Genomic DNA, 19,835 nt, shown 5'->3' with positions numbered 1-19,835 from the left:
GACGATCACCCGCCGCTCGGGGTTGGGAGGATGTCCGGCCGGAACCGGATCTGGGTCTCGCCCTTGCCGGCGGCGAGGCTGTCGCAGTCGTCCTGGGTCGCGCAGGTCGCGTCGACAGAGATGACCAGATCGATCCGGTCGATGCCCTCCTCGGCGTTCGCGATCTGCCGGACGCCGACGTAGCACGGCTTGAAGTTCTCCGACTGCCACTCGACGTCCGCGCACGACCGGAGGTCTCCGGAACACGCCGCCTGGTAGAACTCGAAGACTCCGTCCGGGTCGAGGCTGGGTGAGCCGAGCTTGATCGTCGTGCCGTCCGGGATCGGGTTCCGCCCGAGCCAGTTGACCTCGGCACATCGCTGCAGGTCGTCGGTCTGCACGTTGCCGCCGATCGGTGCGGAGACGATGCTGATCGTCGGCTGCTTCTGCTGCGTCTGCGTGCTCTCCGGATCGGTCGGCTCCGGCGCAGGCTCGCCGGTGTTCTCGCTGGTGACCTCAGGGGTCGGCGTACCGCCGTCACTCGACGTGTCCGAACAGCCCGTCAGCAGTACGGCAACCGTCGCGACCGCCACTGTCAGTCCACGCATAACGACCACCCCCTAAGCAACAGAATGACCCTGCGTGCAGAGTGCGACAACCTTTTGTTCACTCTCCGCTGCGACAACTGTTGAAGCAGGTGACGACCGTGGTATCTCTGAGTGAAAGGGGGACAGACTGCATGACCGATCACGAGATCCGGATTGCGCTGGTGCTGAACGGTGGAGTCAGCCTGGCCGTGTGGATGGGCGGAGTGACACACGAGCTGGATCTGATCCGGCGCGCGTCCGGCGACGGCAACGCACCGAAGTCGCAGCCGTACGACGAGGAACTCGCGAAACGCTGGCGTGAGTTGTGCCGGCGCGGTGACGACGACCGGCGGCTGGTGGTCGACGTGATCGCCGGGACGAGTGCCGGCGGTTTGAACGGATCTTTGCTCGCGACCGCGATCTCGAACGGCTCGACGCTGGACCCGGACGGCACCAACGGTCCGTGGCTGCGGCAGAAGTGGGTCGGCCTCGGATCGCTCGAGGTCGGCAAGCTGGTGCCGTCGGTGGGGGAGAAGTCCACGTCCGTGCTCGACGGCAAGTACTTCCTGCAGGAGCTGGACAGCCTGATCAAAGGGGTCGCCGACGCGGGCGAGACTGCGGCGGAAGAGCCGGTCACGCTGTTCGTCACTTCGTCCGGGCTCGGCGTGCAGCAGTTCGAGGCGAAGGACGCTGCCGGGCAGGCCTTCGTCGTACCCGATCATCGGTACCTGTACGCGTTCACCAGCGAGAACGCCGAGAAGTACGACGGCAGCACGCGGAAGTACTCGGTCGCGGACAAGAACGGGCTGAAGGACACCCAGCTGTTGGCCCGGGCGGCGCGCGCATCCGCGTCGTTCCCGGCCGCCTTCGGACCGGTGCTCGAGACGCCGAAGCTGGCCGCGGCGCCGCCACGGATGCAACCCACCTCCAGCGCCGGATCCGGTGCCTGGCTGGTCGACGGTGGTGTGCTCGACAACGCGCCGTTCGGACCGGTCCTCGATGTGGTCGCACGCCGGCCGGTCGCCGGACGGGCGAGCCGCTATGTGCTGTACGTCGTACCGTCCGCAGGGATCGGGAGTGCGGCGACGGCGCTGCCCGAGGCGAAGGAGCCGAGCTGGCGCGTGTCCGCGTTGTCGGCCGTCCAGTTCCCGCGCGAGGTGGACTTCCGATCCGATGTCGAGCAGCTCGAGCGGTTGCTCATGGAGGCGGACGCGTCCTGGTCCGACACCCAGCGGCTCTTCGATCGTTGCATGCAGCAACCAGAAGAGCGGGTCCGGCTGAAGGCGGCCGCCGAAGCACTGCAGCCGGTGTACTCGCGGGGCCGTGCGGCGGGCGGGGTGTGGGAAGCGGTGACGATCGCGAGCCACGACCAGTCGACCGTGCTGGACGCCGCGACCGCGTTGTCGGAGCCGGAGATCGACGAAGTCCTGGCGGCCAAGCATCCCTGGGTGCCGAACCCGGACGGCTCGACGGCCGCGTTGCAGGATGACGCTGACGGGCACCCGAGCTGGCTGTGGGGGACCGGGGCGGCGGAGCGCGTCGTACGGCTGATCCTGCGTTCCCTGCGGAACCAGATCAGCGACGCGCAGCCGGACCAGCGGCGCGAACTCGAGCGGCGGCTGAAGGCGGCCAGCGATTGCCTCCTGCATGTGCTGGCTGTGCGGGACGCGCTCGGCGAAGAACTGGCCAAGGCCGACCTCGACCTGCGGCCGGCCGGCGGCGCCGAAGCCGTGGCGATCGGCTTGGCAGACATCTTCGACGAACTGCAGATCCAGCGCGCGTTGGGTGACGTCTTCCTCGATCTGATCGCCTCGATCGGGTGGGAGCTCATCGACACCGCGCTCGAGGTCGAGATCGTGTCCCGGTGCACGTCGGCGCGGACGCCGCAGCAGCGCAGCGCGCCGTTCCAGTTCCTCCGGCTCGGGCCGGACATCCCGCTGACGTTGCTCGACGACCAGCCGGAGGGGTCGATCGCCAACGATCTCAAGGACCGCATCCTCTACGGGTCGCAGGTCGGGCACTTCGGCGCGTTCGGTGCGGCGGACTGGCGGCGGTGGGACTGGCTGATGGGTCGGTTGCACTGCGTCGCTCACCTCGGGGCGATGCTCGGCGCCGACGCGGACTGGATCCGCGAGACGCAGCGGCAGGTGCTCGTGGCGGAGGACTGGAAGATCGGAGCGGTCGCCGAACGCATCCAGCGGCTGGCCGAGGACTTCCCGGTCGACGCCGGCCTGGGTGCGCTGGTGACGATGCGGGACGAGCTCAACGAGTCGGCCGAGGGACGCGCGACCACCACAGGCCTGGCTGACCGGATGGTCGACGTCTCCGGTGGCCTCGGGCCGCAGGTCGGCGACTGGGTGAAGGCGGCCGCGGGCCGCAAGCATCAACCCCGGTCCTGGCTGCTGCGGTGTGCCCGCTGGTTCACCGAGCCGGCCCGGGAGTCTGTGTGGGCGCGGATGGTGCGGGGGGCGAAGCTGAGTCCGGCGCAGCGGCCGCTGCTGTTCGAGCCATGGTTGCCGTTGGCAACCTTCGCGCTGGGGGTCGTGCTGCTCGTCGTCGCCGGGGTCGTCGACGGCGCCGCCGTACGCATCATCGCCGCCGTGCTGGCCGGAGCGGTACTCGCGGCGACCGCGATGCTCGGCCTGGTCACCTGGTACGTCCGGCGCGCGCGGCGGCGGATCCGGGCCTGGATCGAACGCCGGATGCCGGAGCTCAGTCCAGCGTCACGAAATCGATGAGCTCCTCGACCCGGCCGAGCAGGGCCGGGTCGAGATCGGCGAAGCTGTTCACCTTGGACAGGATGTGCTTCCAGGCCGCGGCCACGTCGGCCTGGTCGGTGGCCGGCCAGCCGAACGATTTCAGCACGCCCTTCTTCCAGTCCTGCCCGTGCGGGATCTTCGGCCAGGCCTTGATCCCGACCGACGACGGCTTGACCGCCTCCCAGATGTCGATGAACGGGTGACCGACGACCAGCACATGCTTGTTGGTGACCTGGGCCGCGATCTTCGACTCCTTCGAGCCGTCGACCAGGTGGTCGACCAGGACGCCGAGGCGCCGGCCCGGACCGGGCTGGAACCGGTTGACGATCCCGGGCAGGTCGTCCACACCCTCGAGGTACTCGACCACCACCCCCTCGATCCGCAGGTCGTCACCCCAGACCCGCTCGACCAGCTCGGCGTCGTGCCGGCCCTCGACGTAGATCCGGCTGGCTCGAGCGACCTTCGCCCGTACGTTGTTCACCGCAACCGAACCGGAGGCCGTCCGCGTCTTCTTCGCCGGCCCGGCCTTCTTCGGCGGCTTCAGACTGACCGGCTTCCCATCCAGCCAGAACCCAGGCCCGAGCGGGTACGTCCGGATCTTGCCGAACCGGTCCTCGAGATCGACCACCCCGTGCTCCCACCGCACGATCGCCCCGACAAACCCCGAACTCGGCTCCTCGACGACCATCCCCTTCTCGATCTCCACCTCAACGGTCCGCCCATTCTTGGGCTTCCGCCAATCCCCACTGAGCACATCATTCCCATACCGATCAGCCACCCCCCAACCGTAAGCGCCCCAACCCGCCCTCCACCCCAACCACACACCCCCAGAAACCACACCTCCAGAGACCTCAGCTCGACCTCCGGCGTCTGAGACCGGCAGTCCCGGCATCCGGACCGAACCGCCCAACCACCGTGGGCTAGGACCCCCACTGGTGGCCAAAGACAAGGAATAACTACTGTCATCCCCCCACAACTTGTCCGAGGCCCCCACAACTGCCGCGGCTGTACCCCGGCAACCGCGCGGCACTGCCCGATGATCACGCGACTCCGCGCATGCCCGTGTCCACGGGCGCTTCACGGCATCACGTAGTACTGCGACCACTCGGGTGAGCGGCTCCGGGCATAGCTGCGATCCTTCCCTGGTCGGGGTGGTGTGGGTCAAGGGTCGAAGATCCCGCAGGGACGCCGAAGGCGCCCTTGACGCACGCCGCACCGACCAGCACCCTCACGCAGCCCGGAGCCGCTCCACTACCATCGCCTGTTTGCCACGGGTATCGCGGAGACACCAGACGTACTGACGACACCCGCAGCAGCCCGGCCGCGTACCGACGGACGGGTAGTGGTCGCTGAATCCGGTCCGGTCAGCGCTGCAGCCAGCGGGGAAAGCGCCGGAGTAGGGAAGGACTACCCGTTGGTGTGTACGCGGTCGGCGCGACCTAGAACGTGGGGGCGGCTTGGGTTGGGGATGGTTGGCGGGAGGGGGCTGTGGCGGTGAGGAGTAGGTAGGAGAGGAAGCCGATGACGAGGCCGACCGCCCAGGAGTAGTCGTACAACGGCTTGAGGAAGGGGATCAGGCCGTCCTCGGGGAAGGGGCCGGCGCCGGGGTTGGAGTAGGCTCCGCCGACCGCCAGCAGGGAGCCGAAGAGGGTCGCGACGACGGCTCGCCAGTTCCAGCCGGCGGCGTACCAGTAGCGGCCGCTGGGCAAGTAGAGATCGGCCAGATGCAGCTGGGTCCGGTCGATCAGCCAGTACCCAGCGATCAGTACGCCGGCCACCGACGCGAGCAGCCCGCCGTAGAAGGACAGCCAGACGAAGATGTAGATCGACGGGTCCGAGATCAACCGCCACGGCTGGATCACGATGCCGACCACACCGGTGACCAGTCCCGCCGTACGGAAGTTCAGCCACCGCGGGACTGCGTTCGCGAAGTCGTACGACGGACTGACCACGTTCGCGGCCACGTTGCACGACATCGTCGCCAGGATCGCCATCACCAGGCCGATCGTCACGACCACCGGGTTCTCGAACCGGCGGGTCAGCTCGACCGGGTCCCAGATCGCCGAACCGTAGACCAGCACGGTGCCCGACGTGGTGATGATCGAGACCAGCGCGATGAACGACATCGTCGTCGGCAGGCCGATGATCTGCCCCCAGACCTGTTGCCGCTGGCCCTTTCCGAACCGGGTGAAGTCCGGCATGTTCAGCGACAGCGTCGCCCAGAACGCGATCATGCCCATCAGCGCCGGCGGGAAGATCTTCCAGAAGTCGCTGCCCCAGCCGAGTTTCGAAGGCTGGTCCAGGATCGGCCCGAGCCCGCCGGCCTTGACCAGGATCGCGATCATCAGCGCCAGGAACGCAACGGTGACCAGCGGCGCGGCCCAGTTCTCGAACCGGCGCAGACCCTCGATGCCACGCCAGATCAGCACCATCTGGAGCACCCAGAAGAACGCGAAGCTGAGCCACAGCGTCCACGGGTGCCCGCCGATCGCGGACGCGTCGGTCCAGCCCTTGCCGAACAGTTCACCGACGATCACGTAGATCGCCTGCCCGCCGATCCAGGTCTGGATACCGAACCAGCCACACGCGATGAACGCCCGCAGCAACGCCGGGAAGTTCGCACCGCGGACGCCGTAGAACGCCCGCGCGAAGACCGGGAACGGGATGCCGTACTTCGTCCCCGCGTGGCTGTTCAGCAGCAGCGGGATCAGGACGATCAGGTTCCCCAACGTGATTGTGATGAACGCCTGCAGCCAGTTCATCCCGAGCGCGACCAGGCCGGCCGCCAGCAGGTAGCTGGGGATGTTGTGCGCCATCCCCATCCAGAGCGCGGCGTAGTTGTACGTCGTCCAGGTCCGCTCGGGCAACCGGGTCGGCGCGAGTTCGGCGTTCCCGTACGGGCTGTTCGCAACCGCATCCGGATTGGTCAGTTCGACCCGTCCGTCGGGATGAACGGTCTGCTCCGTCGTGGTCATTGGCCCCACCACCTGATCCGGTCGAGACATCCGTTTCGCAACAACGTGCGGTACGACGTGACGTCGTGTCAACGGACAACTACAAAACGACCGAGCCGCCGTGCTCCTTCAGGCAGGTAACCAAAGCCGAAGAGAGGGAGGGGGCAACGGCCGAGCAGTCAGCTCGGGCCGAGCAAGGGGAGGGTCGGCCGTGGCGGCGCGCCGAGCGACTCGTAGCCGCGCTTGATCGCTTCCTGGAGCTTCTCCAGCGGCCACGGCCAGTCGTCGGTGTGCGTGAGCGCCTTGTCCAGCGACGTACCGGCGTGGTGCAGACCCGAGATCGTGTTGGCGACCGTACCCAGGTCGCCGGCCTGTTCGCGGACGAACTCGGCGTCCACCACGGCGCCGTGTCCCGGAACGACCTTCGCGGTGTCGGACAGCAGACCGATCACCCGGTCGATCGTGTCGGGCCACTCGAGGGGATACGAATCGTCGCCGTACGACGGAGGTGCCGACTCCTCGATCAGGTCACCGACGAAGAAGACGTCCGCGTCGGGGACGATCACCACGGCGTCGCCATCGGTGTGGGCGTTGCCCAGATGCAGGAGCTCGACCCTGCGATCTCCGAGGTCGATCACCTTCGCCACCGCGAACGTGGTTGCCGTCAGCTTCGCGGCAGCGGCAGTGTTCTCGTGCGCGATGATCTCGGCCTGGTCGAAGACGCTGTTGCCGACGACGTGGTCGAAGTGCGCGTGCGTGTTGACGACCCAGCGCACCGGTACGTCGGTCACCTCGCGGATGTGTTCCCGCAGTTCCTCGGCCTGTTCGGTGGTGGCCCGGGTGTCGATCAGCACTGCGCCGTCGGACCCGACGACCAGGCCGATGTTCAGGTCCCATTCGTCGTACCGGCGAACCCAGCAACGATCCCCGACTTCGGCCCACCTGCTCATCCACGTCCTCGCTTCGCTCCGGGCGCGGATGAGACACGAGACACGCTGTGCTTGATGATGAACTCGCTCCGCTCGTTCATGGGCTTGAGATTACTTGCTCAGTACATCGCCCTTGAGCACCTGGTCCCGCTGGAGGCCGCGGAGCAGCAGGCCCACGTTGTCGCCGGGCTTGGCCGTCGTGACCGTCTTGCGGAACATCTCGATGCCCGTCACCTCGACCTGCGCCAGCGGCTGACCGGCCCGGCTGTGCAGAACCTGTTCGCCGACGGTCACCGTGCCGGCCATCACCCGGCCGGTCACCACCGCGCCGCGACCGGTGATCGAGAACACGTCCTCGACCGTCAGCCCGAACGCCCCCACCGGCAGCGTGTCCTGCGGCCGCCCCCCCGGAAAGGTGTTCACCGGCTCGCCCGAACGCTTCCAGAACTTCCATCCCATTGATCGACCCTAGGCCATGGCTGGCAACTCCCCGCCTACTGCGCGGAATTACCAGCCATGACCAATCCAGGTGGCGGAATCGGACTTGAAGGCCGGTCGGGACGCGCCTAGTGTCACGGGGGTGGTTCGCAATCTTTCTGTCTCGGTTCCGAAAACTTTCGAAGGGTGGATGTCTTGACGACACGACGTGCACTGGTGGTCCGGGGCGGCTGGGAAGGTCATTCCCCGGTCGAGGCGACCGACCTGTTCATCCCGTACCTCAAGGAGAACGGCTACGAGGTCACCGTCTCCGACACGACCGAGAGCTACCTGAACCTGGACGGCGTCGACCTGGTGCTGCAGTGCGTCACCATGAGCGAGATCCCCGCCGAGCACGTCAAGGGCCTGGACGCGGCGATCCGCAACGGCACCGGCCTGGCCGGCTGGCACGGCGGCATCGCGGACTCGTTCCGCAACAGCGCGGATTACAACTTCATCGTCGGCGGGCAGTTCATCTCGCACCCGCACGGCTTCACCGACTATCGCGTCGACGTGGTCGCCGAGCACCCGATCGTCGAGGGCATCACGCACTTCGACGTCCACACCGAGCAGTACTACGTCCACTACGACCCGACGGACACGGTGCTCGCGACCACGACCTTCGCCGCGCACCCGGACTATCCGTGGATCGAGGGCGCGGTGATGCCGGCCGTCTGGACCCGCACCTGGGGTGAGGGCAAGGTCTTCGTCTGCACCGTCGGCCACAAGCTGGACGACCTCGCGGTGCCCGAGGTACGCACGATCATCGAGCGGGGGCTGCTGTGGGCGAGCAAGTGACCGGTATCGGCATCGTCGGCACCGGAGTCATCTCCGGCACCTACCTCGACCACCTGGCGAAGCTCCCGGGCGTGAACGTCGTCGCGGTCGCCGACCTGGACGTCACCCGCGCCCAGGCGATCGCCGACAAGAACCCGAGCATCCGCGCGCTCTCCCCGGACGAGTTGTACGCCGCCGACGACGTGGACATCGTGGTCAACCTGACCATCCCCGCCGCCCACGCGCCGGTGCACCAGGCCGCGCTGGAAGCCGGCAAGCACGTGTACGGCGAGAAGCCGCTGGCCGTCGACCGTGCCGAGGCCGAGCCCCTGCTCAAGTACGCCGCCGCCAACAATCTCCGGGTCGGGTGTGCGCCGGACACTGTGCTCGGCACCGGCACCCAGACCGCGCGTGCGGTGATCGACCGCGGCGACATCGGCGTACCGCATGCTGCGACTGCGTCGTTCTTCACGCCCGGACACGAGCTATGGCACCCGGCTCCGGAGTTCTACTACCAGCCTGGTGGCGGTCCGGTCCTCGACATGGGTCCGTACTACGTGACCAGCCTGGTGACCCTGCTGGGGCCGGTGCGCCGGGTCACGGCGCGAGCGGGGCAGTCCAAGCAGGAGCGCAAGGTCCACACCGGTCCGCGGGCTGGTGAGACCTTCCCGGTGCAGGTGCCGACGCACGTAACCGGCGTACTCGAGCACGAGTCGGGTGCATTGACCACTGTGTTCATGTCGTTCGACACCTGGGCCGCAAGGCTGCCGCGCATCGAGGTGCACGGAACCGAGGGCAGTGTGTCGGTGCCGGACCCGAACGGGTTCGACGGCACGGTGGAGATCGCCACGGCCACGAACCGTGACTGGACCGAGGTCCCTGTCGCCGGTGGGTACGCCGGAGCCGGCCGGGGCGTCGGAGTCGCGGACATGGCTCGCGCACTGCGCAACGGCGAGCGGCACCGAGCCGACGGGGCGCTGGCTTACCACGTGCTCGACGTACTCGAGTCGCTGCTGGAAGCGGCCGTACAGGACCAGCCGGTGGACGTGGCGAGCACGGTCGACCGCCCCAGCGCCGTACCGTTGGGAGCGTCTCCCGAATCCGCCTGAGACCCGCCCCACGCCGTCGCGCGTCGGTGCGAGCTACTACGGCTCGGTAGACTGGCACTCTGAACTCCGGAGTGCCAAGGGTCGACGGTGAGAGAGGGTGTGCGCGTGCTGGACGAACGGAAGCTCGATGTTCTCCGCGCCATCGTCGAGGATTACGTGGCGACCCACGAGCCGGTCGGCTCCAAGACGCTGGTCGACCGGCACAACCTCGGGGTGTCGCCGGCGACCGTGCGCAACGACATGGCCGCGCTGGAGGAGGAGGGGTACATCACCCAGCCGCACACCAGCGCCGGCCGGATCCCGACCGACGCCGGTTACCGGCTGTTCGTGGACAAGCTGAGCACGGTCAAGACCCTGACGCCGGCCGAGAAGAAGGCGATCACCTCCTTCCTGGCCGGCGCGGTCGACCTGGACGACGTCGTACGCCGTACTGTCCGGCTGCTCGCGCAGATCACCCGCCAGGTCGCGATCGTGCAGTACCCGTCGCTGAACCGGTCGAGCGTCCGGCACATCGAGGTCGTCACGATGACCCCGCGCCGGCTGCTGCTGGTCCTGATCACCAGCACCGGCCGGGTCGAGCAGCGGATCGTCGAGCAGACGCAGGACGTCGACGAGCAGCTGATCGCCGACCTGCGCTCCCGGTTGAACACCGTGCTGGCCGGCCAGCGGTTGACCGACGCGACCACGTCGCTGGTACAGGTCACCGAGATGTTCGCGCCGGCCGACCGCCCACTGGTGGCCGCGATCGTGACGACGCTGCTGGAGGCGTTCACCGACGACCTCGTCGAGCAGCGGATCGCGGTCGGCGGCGCGGCCAACCTGACCCGGTACGGCGACGACTTCGAGCGGAACGTGAAGCCGGTGCTGGAGGCGCTGGAGGAGCACGTCATCCTGCTCAAGCTGCTCGGCGAGGCGACCAACCCACAGACTCTGACCGTCCGTATCGGCCACGAGAACCCGTTCGAGGAGCTGGCCACCACCTCGGTGGTCGCGACCGCGTACGGGTCGAAGTCGGAGGCGCTGGCCACGCTCGGCATCGTCGGCCCGACCCACATGGACTATCCGAGCACGATGGGCGCTGTCCGCGCCGTCGCGCGCTACGTCAGTCAGATCCTGGCCGACTCATGAGAAGGGGCGTCTGATGGTCTCGCGCCTACTGCGCGGCACTCGGCACGGCACCTCGCCGCACTGGAGCAAAGGCCACGATGAACCACATCGAGGCCTTCGCTCCAGCGCGCCGAGCTACCGCACCGAGCACCTGCTCGCTACGCCGCGAGACCATCAGACGCCCCCTACAACACCAACCCCCTGGTCTGGAGTATGAGCACCGATTACTACGCTGTCCTGGGCGTCAGCCGTGACGCGACACCGGACGAGATCAAGAAGGCGTACCGCAAGCTGGCACGCCAGTACCACCCGGACGTGAACGACTCCGAGGACGCGCACCACAAGTTCCAGGAGATCGGCCGCGCCTTCCAGGTACTGAGCGACCCGCAGAAGCGGCAGATGCACGATCTCGGCGGTGACCCGTTCGCCACCGCGGGAGCCGGCGCCGGCGGTGCCGGGTTCGGCCAGGCCTTCACGTTCACCGACATCATGGACGCCTTCTTCGGCCAGACCGGCGGGGCCACCCGCGGGCCGCGGCCGCGGACCCGGCGTGGTCAGGACGCGCTGATCCCGCTGCGGATCGATCTGGCCGAGGCCGCCTTCGGGACGACCCGCGAGCTCAAGGTCGACACCGCTGTCCTGTGCCCGACCTGTTCGGGGTCCGGCGCGGCGGCCGGGTCCGAGCCGGTCACCTGCGACATCTGCCACGGCCGGGGCGAGGTCACCCACACGCAGCGGTCGTTCCTCGGTGAGGTCCGGACCATGCGCCCGTGCCCGAACTGCCGCGGCTACGGCACGATCATCCCGAACCCGTGCGTCGAGTGCGCGGGCGACGGCCGGGTCCGCTCCCGCCGTACCGTCACCGTGAAGATCCCCGGCGGCGTCGACACCGGCACCCGGGTGCAGCTGTCCGGCCAGGGCGAGGTCGGCCCCGGCGGTGGCCCGGCCGGCGACCTGTACGTCGAGATCGAGGTCGAACCGCACGACATCTTCACCCGCAACGGTGACGACCTGCACTGCACGGTCACGCTGCCGATGACGGCGGCCGCGCTCGGTACGACGATCGACCTGCCGACGCTGGAGGGTGAGACGACTCCGCTCGAGGTCCGGCCTGGTACCCAGTCTGGTACGGCGATGACGCTCACGGCTCGCGGCGTACCGCGCCTGCGGCACGCCGGTCGTGGCGATCTGATCATCCAGATCATCGTGGAGACCCCGACCAAGCTCGACGACTCGCAGGCCGAGCTGCTCAGGCAACTCGCCGTCGCGCGCGACGAGGAGCGCCCGCAAGGCCAGGTCCAGGCCACCCACAAGAGCGTTTTCGGCCGCCTCCGCGACGCCTTCGGCGCCCACTAGATGGGCGTCGCGGTCTTCCATCTGGAGGACCTGTCCGGTGCCGAGCTGACCCTGGACGGTCCGGAGGGCCGGCACGCTTCCGTCGTACGCCGGATCGGGCCGGGGGAGCGCCTCCGGCTGACGGATGGGCGTGGTGCCTGGGCCGAAGGGCCGGTGACGGCGTCGTCGAAGACCGGCGTCACGGTTGCTGTCGATGACCGCGGTGTGGTGCCGGCTGCCGAGCCGCGGCTGGTTGTGGTGCAGGCACTGCCCAAGGGTGAGCGGGCCGAGCTTGCGGTGGAGATGCTGACCGAGGTTGGCGTGGATGTGATCGTTCCGTGGAACGCGGAGCGGAGTCAGTTCCGGGCGAATCCGGAGCGGGTCGCGAAGACTCTCGCTAAGTGGCAGGCGTGGGCGTTCGAGGCGAGCAAGCAGTCGCGGCGTTCTTGGTTTGCCGAGGTCGCGCCGATCGCGACTACCGCCGAGGTCGCGCGACTGCTGGCCGGCGCCGCGCTTCCCGTCGTACTGCATGAGGAAGCCAAGCTCCCGCTCGCCGGCCTCGACGTACCTGCTGACGGCAACATCGTGATCGTGATCGGCCCCGAGGGTGGCATCGCGCCGGCGGAACTGATCGCCTTCGGCGTCGAGCCGGTCCGCCTCGGCGACACCGTGCTCCGCACGTCCACCGCCGGGGTCGCCGCCGCGGCCGCCCTGCTCGCCCGCTCCCGCTGGAGCTGGCCCTCGGCCTAAGCTGTTAGACGGCAACCGAACACCATTGTGCGACGAGGATCGAACATGTCAGCCGACTCAGCCCGGGCGCGAACGCTCGTCCACACCGACCCGGTCGACGTCTCGCTGCAGGTGGCGCTGGACGCGCTCGCGGATCCGGTCCGCCGGTCGATCCTCCGCGACCTGGCCAGGCACGACGACTGGACGCGCGCCTGCGGCACCTTCGACCTGCCCGTGACGAAGGCGACCCGCAGCCACCACTTCGCCGTACTGCGTGCGGCCGGGCTGATCGAGCAACGCGACGAGGGCGCCCGCCGGCTCAACCGTCTCCGCCGGCCCGAGTTCGACCAGGCCTTCCCGTGCCTGCTCGCCGCAACCATCGACCGCGCGGACTGATTCTTACGCGGACCGATCCTTACAAAGCCCGAACATTGCTCCGATCGTCCTCGAATGCCGCTCGGGGAGAGTCGTTCCTGTCAGGTTGACCGAGAACGAGGAGTGAAGAGATGCGCAGGTCTGTTCGTGGCGCGATGGCGTTGGGTACGTCGGCCGTCGTCCTGGTGGGCGGTCTGGTCGGAAGTACGACGATGGCCGCTGCTGATCCGAGTCCGACGCCGACTCCGACGTACAAGCAGGTCACGCTGAGCCCGGAAGAGTCGCAGCAGCTGTGTGCGGTGAAGCTGCCGAAGCTGATCGAGCGCCGGGACAAGCTCGCGAAGCGGATCAGCGGCGGGGCCGACGTGAAGGGCTCGGTGGCGTGGCTGAAGGCGCGGGCCGAGAAGCAGAAGGCCAAGGGGCACGACAAGATCGCCGCACAGCTCGAGAAGCGCGCCGAACGCCGCTCCGGCCGGCTCGAGCAGCTCGCCACGATGAAGACCAAGCTCGAGACCTTCAAGACCCAGCACTGCCAGGCGGTCAAGTGATGCGCAGGGTGCTGATCGTGCTGGTGGGTACGGCGGCGATCGTCGTCGGATTGTCCGCGTGTGGACAATCCGACGAGCAGCCCAGTGGTCAGGACACTGGTCAGCCGGCGACGACTCAGGTGGAGTCGCCGGATCAGGAGCTGGCGCAGATCGGGTCTACCCTGGACGCGATCGATGGCGAACTGGCGACCGACGGTTCGCCCTGACCACGCCCGGGAAACAGACCACGCCCAGGAAACAGACCACGCCCAGGAAACAGATGACGGCCAGGAGCAGATGATGACCGCAGCCGGTCGCGGGCTGGTCCTGGTGGTGGAGGACGAGGCGGCGATCGCCGAGGTGATCGCGCTGTACCTGCGCCGCGACGGGTTCGGCGTACAGATCGAGTCCGACGGCGAGGCCGGACTGGTCGCCTGGCGACGGCTGCACCCGGTTGCGGTGATCCTCGATATCGGGCTGCCCGGGCGCGACGGCGCGGACATCTGCCGGACGATGCGCGCGGCGGGGGACTGGACTCCGGTCCTGTTCGTCACCGCGCGCGATGACGAGGTCGACCGGCTGCTCGGTCTGGAGCTTGGGGCCGACGACTACATCACCAAGCCGTTCAGTCCGCGTGAGCTAGCCGCGCGGGTGCGGACGGTGCTGCGACGGTCGGGCGGGACGGTGCCGTCAGGTCATGTGTTGTCGGTGGGTTCTGTGCGAGTGGACGTCAGTCGTCGGCGGGCGTGGGCGGATGACGCCGAGGTGAGCCTGACGTCGACCGAGTTCGATTTGCTCGCGCAGTTGTTCCGGCGGCCGGGGCGGGTGTTCGAGCGGGACGAGTTGCTGAGTTCGGTCTGGGGTTATCAGGCGTCGGCCGGTACGCGGACTGTCGACGTACACATCGCGCAGTTGCGGTCCAAGCTCGGGGCTTCCAGTCCCATCCGCACGGTGCGCGGCGTCGGCTACGCCGCAGACCTCGACTGATGGCTCTCGATCGGGTGTCGGGCGAGCCGAGGCGGGGGTCGTTGGCGACGCGGATCGTGCTTGCCTGCGTGGCTGTGGCCGGCATTGCTGTGCTGGTCGCCGGTGTGGTGATGGCCGGCCTGGCTCGACGGTCGGCTCAGAACGTATTGCAGGATTCGTTGTCCGCGCAGGCCGATGTCATCGCCAGTCAGGTGGATGAGCGTGGGCTGGGGTCCCGAGCAGTGGGGCTCGGGCGGGTGGCCGAGGTGGTCCGCGGGCAGGGCATCGTGGTGGTGATTCTGTTGCCCCGTCGCGGTATCCAGCCGACCGACCGGCGATCCACCCAGGCTGCGACCACGGCCGGTCTGAACGACATCGTGAGTACGCAACGGATCTCGTCCACGGTGAGCGTCGACGGTACCGACTACCTGGTGGAGGCGCGGGGCATCGGCGCGAGCTCGGGGTTCGCACTGGTCGAGCCGGTCCGGATGGCGTCGGACACCCAGCGAATCCTGATCCGGAACATCCTCTTCGCGCTCGGCGCCGGCCTACTGGTGGCCGCGCTCGCTGGTGCCCTGTTAGGTCGATTGCTCGGACGCCCATTGCGTCGTACGGCGGACGTCGCGGCCGCGATGCGTCAGGGGCGCCGCGACCTGCGCGCACCGGTCGAGGGCCCGGCCGAGGTCGCCGAAGTCGCTCAGGCGGTCAACGAACTCTCGGTCGCCCTGCAGCACAGCGAGGAGCGGCAACGTGAGTTCCTACTGTCCGTCTCGCATGAACTCCGTACGCCGCTGACGGCCGTACACGGATTCGCCGAGTCGCTCGCCGACGGTGTCGCGACCGATCCACGACACGCCGGTCAGGTCATCCAGCAGGAATCCCAACGCCTCGAACGCCTTGTCACGGACCTCCTCGACCTGGCCCGAATCGGCGCCGACCAGTTCCACCTCGACCTGGCCCCAGTGGACCTCCGCGAAACCCTCACCGCCTGCGCCGAAGTCTGGCGAGTCCGCTGCGAACGCCAGGGAGTCCACTTCCGCCTGGACCTCCCATCCAGTCCGGCAGTCGTCACCACCGACCCCCGCCGAATCCGCCAGGTCCTCGACGGCCTAGCCGAAAACGCCCTCCGAGCAACCCCACCCCACGCCAACCTCACCATGTCGCTGGGCTACGCAGGTCCGCCGAACGAGGCCGCACCACCAGGCCACGCGGGACCACCACGCCCAGCAGGTGCCCGTGCGGTGGTGATCCAGGTGCGTGACGGCGGCCCCGGACTAGCACCCGAGGACTACGCGGTCGCCTTCGAACGCGGCGTACTCAACCAGAAATACCGCGGCCGCCGCCCAGTCGGCTCCGGCATCGGCCTGGCCCTCGCCCACGGCCTCATCACCCGCCTAGGCGGCACCCTCACCGCCGCCCCCGCCCCCGAAGGCGGCGCCGCCTTCACCATCCACCTCCCCACCTGACCCCGACGCCACCGGGAAGGGCGTCACCTGGACGCGGTCGACCAGACCAGCGCCCATCAGCGCCCGCTTCAACGACCGGCCGCCGCGCCTCCCCCCACTCGACGACCGCGCGCGTACGCCGGTTCGCGCCCGCGGCCGCTTTGATGCGGCACTTTGTGCACCGGATGGTCATGATTCCGGGCTCGAGATGGTCATCCGGTGCACAAAGTCGGCTCCCGTGCCGGTCTCCGCGGCGGTGGGGACCGGGCGGGGTTACTTGACGAAGATGGTTTTGGTGTCGGCGTCGGAGACGCTGCCGTCTTCGGCGGAGACGAGGTAGGCGTCGATCTGCCAAGGGCCCGGGGTGAGTTTGAGCTGGATCATGAACGGCGAGAACTTCTGGCCCTCCTTGGCCGTCACGAAGCTCTTCGTCGACTTGCGGGTCTTCAGGTTGGTGACCTGGTAGTTCACCGTGGCCTCGAAGGCGTTGGCTGTGCCTTCGATGGTGACCGGGCTGGCGGTGGTTTGGCCTTCGGTGGGGGAGTCGATCGAGACGAGGGCCTGGACGTCGGCGGCCTGGGCGCGGCCCAAGGGCTCGGTGGTGTCGATCTGGCCGAAGAGCTTGGCGCCGGGGCGGCCGCGCTGCGTGACCTGGACCGGCTCGGAGCTGTTGTGGAGGGCTCCCTGGACGGTGTAGATCAGCTGCTGCGTCGCGACGTCGGCGGTGCCGGCGTCGAGGTCTGTGGCCGGGAGTTCCTTGAAATCGACGGTCACCACGCCTTCGGACCGGGTGACGGTATTCACCTCGGCACCACGCCAGACCGAGTAGTAGTCGGGGTCGCCCGGCTGCTTGCTCGTCATGATCCGGACTGCCTCGACGGCCGGGCGACCGCTGACCTTCGCCCAGGTGCGGTACAGCCGTACGGTGGACCGGGCCTGTGTGCTGGGCTTCGGCCCGACGATGACGCTCTTGGTCCCGGCCCTGTCGCCCAGCCAATAGATCGGTACGAGCGCGCCCTTGACGACCTGCTCCGGTTTGCCGCGTTCGCTGGGGGCCGTGGTTGCCTCGGGCGCGGTGGCCGGCGGAAGGGTAGCAGCGGGGGACGGCGTGGGGCTCACACTGGCCGACGAGGGTGCCCTGCTCGCGGTGGTCGTCGTACCGGGGCCGGCTACGGCGTCGCCGTCGTTCGCGGTGTTCTGGTCGCCGTTGAAGACGGTGAACGCGCCGATCGCCGCGGCGGTACCGATCGCGGCCGCGCCGACGGTCATGAGCCAGGGGCGCCGGGCCGCGGGCCGGCGCTGGGCGTGCGCGCGGGCGCGGATCTCCGGCAGAGCGTCGGCCGGCTCGATCCGGTCCGCCTCCTCGGCCAAGGCCCGCCGCATCATCTCGTCGAACGGCTCATTCGAGTGCTCGCTCATCCGCGTCCTCGCTTCGCTCCGGGCGCGGCTGAGGCACAAGTCGTCCTGCGCTTGATGATGAACTCGCTCTGCTCGTTCATATGGTCTGCTCCAGGAGCTGGCGCAGCGACTTGCTCGCGCGCGCGGCGTGGCTCTTCACGGATCCCCGGCTGATGCCCATCGTGTCGGCGATCTCGGCCTCCGACAGGTCACCGTAGTACCGCAGCACCATCACGGTGCGCTGCTTCTCCGGCAGGGTGCGCATCGCTTCGATCACTCGGTCCGTCTCGGCTGTGCGCAGTACTGCCTGCTCGGCGCTCGGTTCGTCCGGCAGGGTGCGTGGAGTGTGCTTGTCGACCACCACCAGGTGGCGCTGGCGGGAGCGGCAGCGGTTCACCACCGCGGTCCGTAGATACGCGAGCGCCTTGTGGGGGTCGCGCAGCCGGTGCCAGCGGCCGTGCATCGCGACGAACGCGTCCTGCACGATCTCCTCCGCCGTACCGGTGTCACGCAGCAGCAAGGCGCCGAGCCGGACGAGCGACGTGTAGTGCGCCGTGTAGACAGCCGTCAGCGCCTCGTCGGCATCCCACGAGGACTCATGTGTCACGCACTCTTCGTACACCACGGCCGGTTGTGCCACGACACGAAGACGCCAAGACCACCTTCCAGGTTGACAACGGCGATGGCCCGGTCGAGTGGGAGTCTGGAGGATGAAACAGCGCGGTCACGGTCGGTGGTCGGACGAGATGGCTGGTCCCTCTCAGCCGCCGCGGAGCGGCATGTCGCTGCCTGAAGGGCGTGTTGGCGGGAATTACAAGTGAGGCTGTCGGGCCGGACGGCTAGCATGGGTGGGTATCCATTCTCGGCATCAGGAGGAAGAGCCTGTCCAGGCCACGCAGTATCGATCCGGAGGCGCGCGCAGACAGCGCCGCCACCAGCGCGCAGGCAAGCCACAAGATCGTCGTGCCGAACAGCATCGACATGGTGGCCCTGCTCGGAGCCCGGGACGAGTTCCTCCGCATCGTCGAGAAGGAGTTCGCCGCCGACATCATGGTCCGCGGCAACGAGATCACGCTGAACGGCGAGCCGGCCGAGCTGGCCCTGGCCGAGCGGCTGATCGACGAGCTGATCGCGGTCGTGCGCACCGGGCACGGTCTGACCGCGGACTCGGTCGAGCGCAGCATCGCGATGATCAAGTCCGCGACGGCCGAGAGCCCGGCCGACGTGCTGACCCAGAACATCCTGTCCAGCCGCGGCCGCACCATCCGGCCGAAGACGCTGAACCAGAAGCGCTACGTCGACGCCATCGACAAGAACACCATCGTGTTCGGCATCGGCCCGGCCGGTACCGGCAAGACCTACCTGGCCGTGGCCAAGGCCGTGCAGGCGTTGCAGGCCAAGGAGGTCAACCGGATCCTGCTGACCCGGCCGGCGGTCGAGGCCGGTGAGCGGCTCGGCTTCCTGCCCGGCACGCTGTCGGAGAAGATCGACCCCTACCTGCGCCCGCTGTACGACGCCCTGCACGACATGCTCGACCCGGAGTCGATCCCGCGGCTGATGACGGCCGGCACGATCGAGATCGCGCCGCTGGCCTACATGCGCGGCCGGACCCTGAACGACGCCTTCATCATCCTGGACGAGGCACAGAACACCTCGCCCGAGCAGATGAAGATGTTCCTCACCCGGCTCGGCTTCGGCTCCAAGATGGTCGTCACCGGCGACGTCACCCAGGTCGACCTGCCGACCGGGACCAACTCCGGTCTGCGCGTCGTCCAGGAGATCCTCGACGGCGTCCAGGACCTGACGTTCTGCCGGCTCACCTCGCACGACGTCGTCCGGCACAAGCTGGTCGGCCGCATCGTGTCGGCGTACGAAAACTATGAAGGTAGCGCTGACAACAAGCGATGAACGTCGAGGTCAACAACGAGTCCGGGGTCGAGATCGACGCACACGGACTGATGCGGCTCAGCCGGTTCGTGATGTCGTCGCTGCGGCTGCACCCGGAGTGTGAGCTGTCGATCAAGCTGGTCGACGAGGACACCATGGCCAGGTATCACGTCGAGTTCCTGGACCTGCCCGGTCCGACCGACGTGATGTCGTGGCCGATGGACGAGCTGCGGCCCGGCGCCGAGGACGATGCCGAGCCGCCGCTCGGGCATCTCGGCGACATCGCGCTCTGCCCGACCGTCGCGGCCGCGCAGGGCGCGAAGGCCGGGCACGGCACGTGGGCCGAGCTGGAGCTGCTGACGGTGCACGGCATCCTGCACCTGCTCGGCTACGACCATGCCGAACCCGCCGAGAAGGCGGAGATGTGGGATGTCCAGGGCCGCCTTCTGGAAGCATGGCGGGCTCCTGGAAACCGGTTGGAAGGGTGACGTTGCG

General features: G+C 68.4%; 20 protein-coding genes. 13 read left to right on the top strand and 7 right to left on the bottom strand.

The genetic code is table 11. The annotated features are described in order from the left end of the window. Positions 1-5: 5 nt before the first annotated feature. Entirely contained in the window at positions 6-587 is a 582-nt protein-coding gene (locus tag ACZ3HV_RS28180; protein ID WP_465688325.1) for a hypothetical protein, read from the bottom strand. Positions 588-718: 131 nt separating this feature from the next. Between ACZ3HV_RS28180 and ACZ3HV_RS28175 the strand changes: the two genes are divergently transcribed. Further along, positions 719-3,304, top strand: coding sequence for a DUF3376 domain-containing protein (locus tag ACZ3HV_RS28175; protein ID WP_465688323.1), 2,586 nt, complete (start codon positions 719-721; stop codon positions 3,302-3,304). Here ACZ3HV_RS28175 and ACZ3HV_RS28170 read toward each other — a convergent pair. From ACZ3HV_RS28170 to ACZ3HV_RS28155, 4 genes are all read right to left on the bottom strand, one after another. Continuing rightward, positions 3,279-4,103: a DUF3097 domain-containing protein gene (locus ACZ3HV_RS28170; RefSeq protein WP_465688321.1), complete on the bottom strand. Its 825-nt coding sequence runs from the start codon at positions 4,101-4,103 to the stop codon at positions 3,279-3,281. The genes ACZ3HV_RS28175 and ACZ3HV_RS28170 overlap by 26 nt on opposite strands. A 661-nt stretch (positions 4,104-4,764) precedes the next feature. Continuing rightward, positions 4,765-6,300, bottom strand: a complete 1,536-nt coding sequence (locus ACZ3HV_RS28165; RefSeq protein WP_465688319.1) for an NCS1 family nucleobase:cation symporter-1 — start codon at positions 6,298-6,300, stop codon at positions 4,765-4,767. A 158-nt stretch (positions 6,301-6,458) separates the two neighbouring features. Continuing rightward, the gene (locus ACZ3HV_RS28160) at positions 6,459-7,229 is read right to left on the bottom strand and encodes an MBL fold metallo-hydrolase (RefSeq protein ID WP_465688317.1); all 771 of its coding nucleotides are present in this window, start codon (positions 7,227-7,229) and stop codon (positions 6,459-6,461) included. 90 nt (positions 7,230-7,319) lie between these two features. After that, a complete protein-coding gene (locus ACZ3HV_RS28155) occupies positions 7,320-7,667 on the bottom strand; it encodes an EF-Tu/IF-2/RF-3 family GTPase (RefSeq protein WP_465688315.1) in 348 nt (115 codons plus the stop codon). A gap of 174 nt (positions 7,668-7,841) precedes the next feature. On the opposite strand from ACZ3HV_RS28155, the gene ACZ3HV_RS28150 reads away from it, so the two are divergent. The 10 genes from ACZ3HV_RS28150 (at position 7,842) to ACZ3HV_RS28105 (ending at position 16,076) form a co-directional block, all read left to right on the top strand. Next, positions 7,842-8,483: a ThuA domain-containing protein gene (locus ACZ3HV_RS28150; protein ID WP_465688313.1), complete on the top strand. Its 642-nt coding sequence runs from the start codon at positions 7,842-7,844 to the stop codon at positions 8,481-8,483. After that, a complete protein-coding gene (locus ACZ3HV_RS28145) occupies positions 8,468-9,571 on the top strand; it encodes a Gfo/Idh/MocA family protein (RefSeq protein WP_465688311.1) in 1,104 nt (367 codons plus the stop codon). Before ACZ3HV_RS28150 ends, ACZ3HV_RS28145 begins: the two co-directional genes overlap by 16 nt. Positions 9,572-9,676: 105 nt before the next feature. Beyond that, positions 9,677-10,699: a heat-inducible transcriptional repressor HrcA gene (hrcA, locus tag ACZ3HV_RS28140; RefSeq protein ID WP_465688309.1), complete on the top strand. Its 1,023-nt coding sequence runs from the start codon at positions 9,677-9,679 to the stop codon at positions 10,697-10,699. A gap of 192 nt (positions 10,700-10,891) precedes the next feature. Continuing rightward, on the top strand, positions 10,892-12,034 hold the full coding sequence (dnaJ, locus tag ACZ3HV_RS28135; RefSeq protein WP_465688307.1) for a molecular chaperone DnaJ: 1,143 nt from the start codon (positions 10,892-10,894) through the stop codon (positions 12,032-12,034). Continuing rightward, entirely contained in the window at positions 12,035-12,763 is a 729-nt protein-coding gene (locus tag ACZ3HV_RS28130) for a 16S rRNA (uracil(1498)-N(3))-methyltransferase (protein ID WP_465688305.1), read from the top strand. 45 nt (positions 12,764-12,808) lie between these two features. After that, the gene (locus ACZ3HV_RS28125) at positions 12,809-13,138 is read left to right on the top strand and encodes an ArsR/SmtB family transcription factor (protein WP_465688303.1); all 330 of its coding nucleotides are present in this window, start codon (positions 12,809-12,811) and stop codon (positions 13,136-13,138) included. A gap of 110 nt (positions 13,139-13,248) precedes the next feature. Next, the gene (locus tag ACZ3HV_RS28120; RefSeq protein WP_465688301.1) at positions 13,249-13,665 is read left to right on the top strand and encodes a hypothetical protein; all 417 of its coding nucleotides are present in this window, start codon (positions 13,249-13,251) and stop codon (positions 13,663-13,665) included. Beyond that, complete coding sequence (locus ACZ3HV_RS28115; RefSeq protein WP_465688299.1) at positions 13,665-13,871, top strand: hypothetical protein; 207 nt, start codon at positions 13,665-13,667, stop codon at positions 13,869-13,871. Before ACZ3HV_RS28120 ends, ACZ3HV_RS28115 begins: the two co-directional genes overlap by 1 nt. A gap of 70 nt (positions 13,872-13,941) precedes the next feature. Further along, positions 13,942-14,631, top strand: coding sequence for a response regulator transcription factor (locus ACZ3HV_RS28110; protein WP_465688297.1), 690 nt, complete (start codon positions 13,942-13,944; stop codon positions 14,629-14,631). Further along, entirely contained in the window at positions 14,631-16,076 is a 1,446-nt protein-coding gene (locus ACZ3HV_RS28105; protein WP_465688295.1) for a sensor histidine kinase, read from the top strand. Before ACZ3HV_RS28110 ends, ACZ3HV_RS28105 begins: the two co-directional genes overlap by 1 nt. A gap of 252 nt (positions 16,077-16,328) precedes the next feature. Here ACZ3HV_RS28105 and ACZ3HV_RS28100 read toward each other — a convergent pair whose 3' ends face one another. After that, positions 16,329-17,474, bottom strand: a complete 1,146-nt coding sequence (locus ACZ3HV_RS28100; protein ID WP_465688293.1) for a Gmad2 immunoglobulin-like domain-containing protein — start codon at positions 17,472-17,474, stop codon at positions 16,329-16,331. Positions 17,475-17,550: 76 nt separating this feature from the next. Next, positions 17,551-18,060 (bottom strand): SigE family RNA polymerase sigma factor, encoded by a 510-nt coding sequence (locus ACZ3HV_RS28095; RefSeq protein ID WP_465688291.1) that lies wholly within the window; start codon positions 18,058-18,060, stop codon positions 17,551-17,553. Between the two features lie 374 nt (positions 18,061-18,434). On the opposite strand from ACZ3HV_RS28095, the gene ACZ3HV_RS28090 reads away from it, so the two are divergent. Then, positions 18,435-19,361 (top strand): PhoH family protein, encoded by a 927-nt coding sequence (locus ACZ3HV_RS28090; RefSeq protein WP_465688361.1) that lies wholly within the window; start codon positions 18,435-18,437, stop codon positions 19,359-19,361. Beyond that, positions 19,358-19,828 carry an rRNA maturation RNase YbeY gene (ybeY, locus tag ACZ3HV_RS28085; RefSeq protein ID WP_360367431.1) on the top strand — a complete coding sequence of 157 codons (471 nt, stop codon included), beginning with the start codon at positions 19,358-19,360 and terminating at the stop codon, positions 19,826-19,828. The genes ACZ3HV_RS28090 and ybeY overlap by 4 nt, the downstream gene beginning before the upstream one ends. Positions 19,829-19,835: the final 7 nt, after the last annotated feature.

This window comes from Kribbella sp. NPDC020701 (genome assembly GCF_055562215.1).
The sequence above is the reverse complement of the archived record's forward strand: the minus strand, read 5'-3'. Positions and strand labels throughout refer to the sequence as shown.

Excerpts from the sequence above, each read along its gene's own strand:
- ACZ3HV_RS28180 (WP_465688325.1), bottom strand. The coding sequence starts at position 587 with ATGCGTGGACTGACAGTGGCGGTCGCGACGGTTGCCGTACTGCTGACG.
- ACZ3HV_RS28175 (WP_465688323.1), top strand. The coding sequence starts at position 719 with ATGACCGATCACGAGATCCGGATTGCGCTGGTGCTGAACGGTGGAGTC.
- ACZ3HV_RS28165 (WP_465688319.1), bottom strand. The coding sequence starts at position 6,300 with ATGACCACGACGGAGCAGACCGTTCATCCCGACGGACGGGTCGAACTG.
- ACZ3HV_RS28160 (WP_465688317.1), bottom strand. The coding sequence starts at position 7,229 with ATGAGCAGGTGGGCCGAAGTCGGGGATCGTTGCTGGGTTCGCCGGTAC.
- ACZ3HV_RS28155 (WP_465688315.1), bottom strand. The coding sequence starts at position 7,667 with ATGGGATGGAAGTTCTGGAAGCGTTCGGGCGAGCCGGTGAACACCTTT.
- dnaJ (WP_465688307.1), top strand. The coding sequence starts at position 10,892 with ATGAGCACCGATTACTACGCTGTCCTGGGCGTCAGCCGTGACGCGACA.
- ACZ3HV_RS28130 (WP_465688305.1), top strand. The coding sequence starts at position 12,035 with ATGGGCGTCGCGGTCTTCCATCTGGAGGACCTGTCCGGTGCCGAGCTG.
- ACZ3HV_RS28125 (WP_465688303.1), top strand. The coding sequence starts at position 12,809 with ATGTCAGCCGACTCAGCCCGGGCGCGAACGCTCGTCCACACCGACCCG.
- ACZ3HV_RS28120 (WP_465688301.1), top strand. The coding sequence starts at position 13,249 with ATGCGCAGGTCTGTTCGTGGCGCGATGGCGTTGGGTACGTCGGCCGTC.
- ACZ3HV_RS28115 (WP_465688299.1), top strand. The coding sequence starts at position 13,665 with ATGCGCAGGGTGCTGATCGTGCTGGTGGGTACGGCGGCGATCGTCGTC.
- ACZ3HV_RS28110 (WP_465688297.1), top strand. The coding sequence starts at position 13,942 with ATGATGACCGCAGCCGGTCGCGGGCTGGTCCTGGTGGTGGAGGACGAG.
- ACZ3HV_RS28105 (WP_465688295.1), top strand. The coding sequence starts at position 14,631 with ATGGCTCTCGATCGGGTGTCGGGCGAGCCGAGGCGGGGGTCGTTGGCG.
- ACZ3HV_RS28100 (WP_465688293.1), bottom strand. The coding sequence starts at position 17,474 with ATGAGCGAGCACTCGAATGAGCCGTTCGACGAGATGATGCGGCGGGCC.
- ACZ3HV_RS28090 (WP_465688361.1), top strand. The coding sequence starts at position 18,435 with ATGGTGGCCCTGCTCGGAGCCCGGGACGAGTTCCTCCGCATCGTCGAG.
- ybeY (WP_360367431.1), top strand. The coding sequence starts at position 19,358 with ATGAACGTCGAGGTCAACAACGAGTCCGGGGTCGAGATCGACGCACAC.